Origin of the sequence: Dietzia sp. DQ11-44 (assembly GCF_014145205.1) — a bacterium.
GTDB lineage: Bacteria > Actinomycetota > Actinomycetes > Mycobacteriales > Mycobacteriaceae > Dietzia > Dietzia natronolimnaea.
In genome coordinates this window covers 1-5495 of the sequence record NZ_JAALEC010000491.1, presented here as the reverse complement: position 1 = coordinate 5495, position 5495 = coordinate 1, and the positions used below count along the sequence as shown (strand labels likewise).

Annotated in this window: 4 protein-coding genes and 2 tRNA genes; 3 read left to right on the top strand and 3 right to left on the bottom strand. The window is 69.4% G+C overall.

Translation table 11 applies throughout. The features are described 5' to 3' along the window. Positions 1–138 precede the first annotated feature (138 nt). The 3 genes from G6018_RS12390 to G6018_RS12380 all read left to right on the top strand — a co-directional run bounded on the left by G6018_RS12390 (position 139) and on the right by G6018_RS12380 (position 3529). Positions 139–861 (top strand): TetR family transcriptional regulator, encoded by a 723-nt coding sequence (locus tag G6018_RS12390; RefSeq protein ID WP_182639757.1) that lies wholly within the window; start codon positions 139–141, stop codon positions 859–861. Then, positions 858–2453, top strand: a complete 1596-nt coding sequence (locus G6018_RS12385; protein WP_187701084.1) for an MDR family MFS transporter — start codon at positions 858–860, stop codon at positions 2451–2453. The genes G6018_RS12390 and G6018_RS12385 overlap by 4 nt, the downstream gene beginning before the upstream one ends. A 131-nt stretch (positions 2454–2584) precedes the next feature. Beyond that, the gene (locus tag G6018_RS12380; protein WP_179525507.1) at positions 2585–3529 is read left to right on the top strand and encodes a hotdog domain-containing protein; all 945 of its coding nucleotides are present in this window, start codon (positions 2585–2587) and stop codon (positions 3527–3529) included. A gap of 140 nt (positions 3530–3669) precedes the next feature. Here G6018_RS12380 and G6018_RS12375 read toward each other — a convergent pair. From G6018_RS12375 to gltX, 3 genes are all read right to left on the bottom strand, one after another. After that, positions 3670–3742, bottom strand: a tRNA-Glu gene (locus G6018_RS12375). 53 nt (positions 3743–3795) lie between these two features. Next, positions 3796–3867: transfer RNA gene (locus G6018_RS12370), tRNA-Gln, on the bottom strand. Between the two features lie 80 nt (positions 3868–3947). Further along, the gene (gene gltX, locus G6018_RS12365; protein ID WP_182609687.1) at positions 3948–5432 is read right to left on the bottom strand and encodes a glutamate--tRNA ligase; all 1485 of its coding nucleotides are present in this window, start codon (positions 5430–5432) and stop codon (positions 3948–3950) included. Between the last annotated feature and the right edge of the window lie 63 nt (positions 5433–5495).

Below are 5495 nucleotides of genomic sequence, written 5' to 3'. Positions count from 1 at the left end.
GTCCTAGGCCGCTAGACGACGGGGGCCTGGTACGCCTCGACTCTAGCGACCCGACCGGCGCTCCACAAAATCGGCGGGCCGATCGCCGTTCACCCGGTGTAAATATGCACTCAGTCTACTTTTCTGTAGACTCCCCTGGTGACCTCACCGCCGGAACCGGACTCCCTCCGCGAGCGCAAACGCCGCGCCACGATGCTCGCCATCGAGGACGCCGCGACCTCCCTAGTACTCGAGCACGGGTACGACTGTGTGACGGTGGACCAGATCTGCGCCGCCGCCCAGGTCTCCAAGCGCACGTTCTTCAACTACGTGCCCTCGAAGGAGGCCGCCGTCATCGGTTCGCCGCCCCGGGACGTCCCGCTCGCGGTCCGCCGCGAATTCCTCGACGCTGCCGACCCGGACGTCCCCGGGGCGCTCCTGAGGCTGTTCCTCGCGGCGTTCGCGGCCGCGCGGATCGCGGACGACGCCCAGACCGCGACCCTGGCCCACCGTCGAGCGGAGATCTTCCGGGCCGACCCGGACCTCGGGGTGGCCCGGGTGACCGCGTCATCCCGTTTCCAGCTCCGTCTGGTGGACCTGGTGACCGAACACTTCGAGCGGCACCCGGCCCTGCGCCGCCTCGACGGGGTCGCGGCCAGGGCGGAGGCACGTGCCTACGTGGCTCTCGTGGCCGCCTCGGCCAACCTCGGGCTGTCCACCTGGTTGACACGGGAGGCCGCGACGTTCGCCGACCTCGACGCCGAATGTGCCCTCGCCCTCCGGCAGCTCGCACTTCTCGTCACCGCGCCCTCCGACGCCACGCCGGCCGGGACCACACCGGCCGGGACCACCTCCCCTGAGACCTCGGGAAGCACGTCATGAGCGACACCAGCACGAACGACACCAGCACGATCGCCACGGACGATCGCAGACCCACCGGACCGGCTCCGGCATCCCACAACGTGCCGCTGGTCTTCACCTCCCTGCTGCTGGGGATGCTCATCGTGTCCCTGGGCCAGATGATCTTCGCGACCGCGTTGCCCACGATCGTGGCGGACCTCGGCGGGGTCGACAAGATGAGCTGGGTCATCACCGTCTATCTCCTGACCATGACCATCGGGCTCCCCGTGTACGGCAAGCTCGGGGACCAGATCGGCCGAAAGCCGCTCTTCGTCGCCGCCATCCTGCTGTTCCTCGGCGGCTCCGTACTCGGGGCCCTCTCGTGGAGCATCGACATCCTGATCGTCTCGCGCGCGATCCAGGGCCTGGGAGGTGGCGGCCTGATGGTGCTGTCGCAGGCGATCGTCGCCGACGTCGTCCCCGCCCGGCAGAGGGGCCGGTACATGGGGGTCATGGGGGCCGTCTTCGGACTGTCGTCGATCCTCGGTCCGCTCCTGGGCGGATTCTTCACCGAGGGCCCGGGCTGGCGCTGGGCGCTGTGGTTCAACCTGCCGATCTGCCTGCTCACCCTCGTGGTGGCGGTCCTCTACCTGAAGCTGCCCACCCGCGGCACGGGCCGCAGCACGGACTGGCCGGGCACCGTCCTCATGGTCACGGCCACCACGGCGCTCATCCTCGTCTGCTCGTGGGCCGGTAACCGCTACACGTGGACCGACCCCGTGATCCTCGGCCTCGCGGCGCTGTTCCTGATCTGCGCCGCGGCGTTCGTCCTCGTCGAGTTGCGATCGCCGCACCCACTGATCCCCATGACGCTGTTCGCGGAACGCAACTTCGCGCTCTCCACGGCCGCCGGGCTCATCATCGGCGTGGCGATGTTCGGGACCATCACCTACCTGCCCACCTACATCCAGATGGTCCACGGGCTCGGGCCCACCGACGCCGGACTGATGATGACCCCGATGATGGCGGGGATGATGGGAACCTCCATCGTCGTGGGCAACATCGTGAGCCGTACCGGCCGCTACAAGTGGTACCCCGTGGTCGGGACGGTCATCATGTCCGTGGGTCTGTGGCTCATCAGCTCCCTCGAGGCCGCCGACACCCTCCTGCACCTCGGAGCGGTCCTGTTCGTGTTCGGCTTCGGCCTGGGCCTGTGCATGCAGTTGCTCGTCCTGATCGTCCAGAACTCGTTCCCCGTCTCGATGGTCGGGACCGCCACCGCGTCCAACAACTTCTTCCGCCAGATCGGCGGGACGCTGGGATCGGCGATCGTGGGGTCGCTCTTCGTCAGCCGCCTGGCAGATCTCATGGGCGACCGGATCCCGGCCGCGGCGTCCGCGATGGGGCCGGAGGGGGCCGAGGTGGCCGCGTCGTTCGCCGAGGGCTCCGGCGCGGCGAACTCGATGAGCCCGGAGATCCTCGCCGGCCTCCCGGGGCCCCTGCACGACGCGATCGTGGGGTCCTACAACGACGCCCTGGTGCCGATCTTCCTCGTCGTGGTCCCCCTGCTGCTCATCGCCACGGTGCTGCTGCTGTTCATCCGGGAGGACCCCCTCAAGGAAACGGTCGACTGACCCCCGCGGCGGATCGAACCCGCCGACCGGGTGGCGTGCTCACCGCGCCGCCGGACCGGGGTGAGCACACCGACACGCGATCCACACCCGCGGCAACCGCCCCGTTACGCGACGGCGATAGCTTGCCCAGCGTGAACACTCCCCGAGAGACCGTCCTGCGTTTCCTCGCCGCACCCACCGACGTCGGCACCGGGAACCAGGTGCACACCGGCCGCATCCTCGAGTGGATCGACAAGGCCGCGTACGCCCAGGCCGCGGTGTGGTCCGGCGGGTACGCCGTCACCGCCTACGTGGGCAACGTCCGCTTCTCGCGGCCGATCGAGGCCGGTGAACTCGTCGAGGTGTCGGCGCGACTCGTCCACACGGGATCGACCTCGATGCACATCCAGTGCGACGTCCGGGCCTGCGACCCCGTGACCCTCGACTTCCGCCACTGCGCGGAGTGCCTGGTCGTCTTCATCGCCGTCCGCGAGGGGAGACCCACCCCGGTGCCGTCCTGGCGGCCCGCCTCCCGGTTGGAGGTCCACGAGTCCGACGAGGCGGTGATGCGCATCGCCCTGCGGAAGGACATCGAGGACGCCATGGCCGTCCAGAGCTATACCGACGCGGGAACCGCACCCCGATCGGCCCTGCGGTTCCTCGCGGCCCCCGGTGACGTGAACTGGGGCGGCAACGTGCACGGGGGGCGCATCATGTCGTGGATCGACGACGCCGCGAACCTGTGCGCGACCCATTGGTCGGGCACCCCGTGCACCTCCGTGTACGCCGGCGGGGTGCGCTTCTACCACCCGGTGAAGATCGGCCACGTCGTCGAGGTGGAGGCCCGGCTCCTGCACACCGGTCACGAGACGATGCACGTGTCCGTCCACGTCCGGTCCGGTGAACCCACGTCACCCGAACGGGTGCTGACGACCCATTGCCTGGCCGTGTGCGCGGCTCTGGGCCCGGATCTCCGCCCCACCCCGGTCCCCCACTGGACCCCGCTGACCGCGGAGGACCGTGATCTCGACGAACACGCGCGGCACCTCATCCGGCTCCGAGGACGGGGGCGGGTCGACGTGACGACCGCCGGTTGACCGGACCCGTCCGTCCGTTCTCCCCCGATCGGAAGAAGGACGGCGCCGGGATGTACCGGGGTGGAGAGGACCGGGGTGGAGAGGACCGGGCCGAGAACGAGAAAACGCCCGGAGCATGATGCTCCGGGCGTTCTCGTGTGTACCCCCGATGGGATTCGAACCCACGCTACCGCCGTGAGAGGGCGGCGTCCTAGGCCGCTAGACGACGGGGGCTCAGGACGCGGCTCCGCGAGGAACCGCTGCAGTGAGCGCTACAACGCGCTCAGCTGGCCTACCAGGACTCGAACCTAGAACGACGGTACCAGAAACCGCTGTGTTGCCAATTACACCATAGGCCACTGTATTCACTTGTCCGCCCCGTGCGGGGCGACCTCGAAGAGACTATCAAAGCACCGAGGGTGAATAGCAAATCGCCAGGTCATTCAGCGATGGGCGCGGCCTGCAGGCGGGCCAGTGTGACCTCGCGACCCAGCAGTTCCAGCGACTCGAACAGCGGCGGGGAGATGTGCGATCCGGTCACCGCGACCCGCACCGGACCGTAGGCCTTACGCGGCTTGAGCCCGAGCTCGTCGACCAGCGCACCGGAGAGCGCGGCCTCGATCGCGGGGGTGGACCACTCCGGCACCGACTCCAGTGCGGCCGCCGCCGCGTCCACCACCTCGCGCGCATCGGCCTTGAGGTTCTTGGCGGCGGACCCGGGGTCGACGACGAACTCCGACTCGTCCACCACCAGGAAGCGGATCAGGTCCCACGCGTCGGACAGCACGACGATGCGGGTCTGCACCAGATCCGCGAGCACCGCCCAACGATCACCGTCCAGCTCCGCGGGCAGCGTGAGTCCGTCCTCGGACGGGTGTGCCTCGAGGAAGTCCCGCAGCCGTCGCGCGAACTCCTCCGGCGGGAGCCGCCGGATGTGCTCGGCGTTGATCGCGTCCGCCTTCTTCTGGTCGAAGCGCGCGGGGTTGGCATTGACCTGGCGCACGTCGAAGGCCTCCACCATCTCCCGGAGGGAGAACACGTCGCGGTCGTCCGACAGTCCCCAGCCCAGCAGCGCCAGGTAGTTGAGCAGCCCCTCGGGCAGCATGCCGCGGTCGCGGTGCAGGAACAGATCCGACTCGGGGTCCCGCTTGGACAGCTTCTTGTTGCCGTCCCCCATCACGAACGGCAGATGCCCGAACTCGGGCACACGGTCTGCGACCCCGATCCGGGTGAGCGCACGGTAGAGCGCGATCTGCCTGGGGGTCGAGCTGAGCAGGTCCTCGCCGCGCAGGACGTGGGTGATCTGCATGAGCGCATCGTCCACCGGGTTGACCAGGGTGTACAGCGGGATCCCGTTGCCCCGGGTGAGCGCGAAGTCCGGAACGGTGCCGGCCTTGAACACGGTCTCCCCGCGGACGAGGTCGTCCCACCCGAGGTCCTCGTCCGGCATCCGCAGCCGGATCACGGCGCCACGGCCCTCGTCCCGGTAGGCCTGCTTCTGCTCCTCCGTCAGGTCGCGGTCGAAGCCGTCGTACCCCAGTTTGGGGTCGCGCCCGGCCGCCCGGTGGCGCGCCTCGACCTCGTCGGCGGTCGAGAAGGACTCGTAGGCCTCACCGGCGTCGACGAGCCTGCGCACCACATCGAGGTGCTGGTCGCGTCGTTCGGACTGGCGGTAGGGGGCGTACGGACCGCCCACCTCCGGACCCTCGTCCCAGTCCAGCCCGAGCCACCGGAGCGCGTCGAGCAGGGCCTGGTAGGACTCCTCCGAGTCGCGTGCGGCGTCGGTGTCCTCGATGCGGAAGACGAAGGTCCCGCCCGTGTGCCGGGCGTGAGCCCAGTTGAACAGCGCCGTCCGGACGAGCCCCACATGAGGAGTACCGGTGGGCGACGGGCAGAAACGGACACGGACGTCTGGGGCTGTCATGCGCACCATCCTAGTGACGGTCCCGGCTCGCACCCCCGCGCAGGACCGGCCTAGGATCGGCGG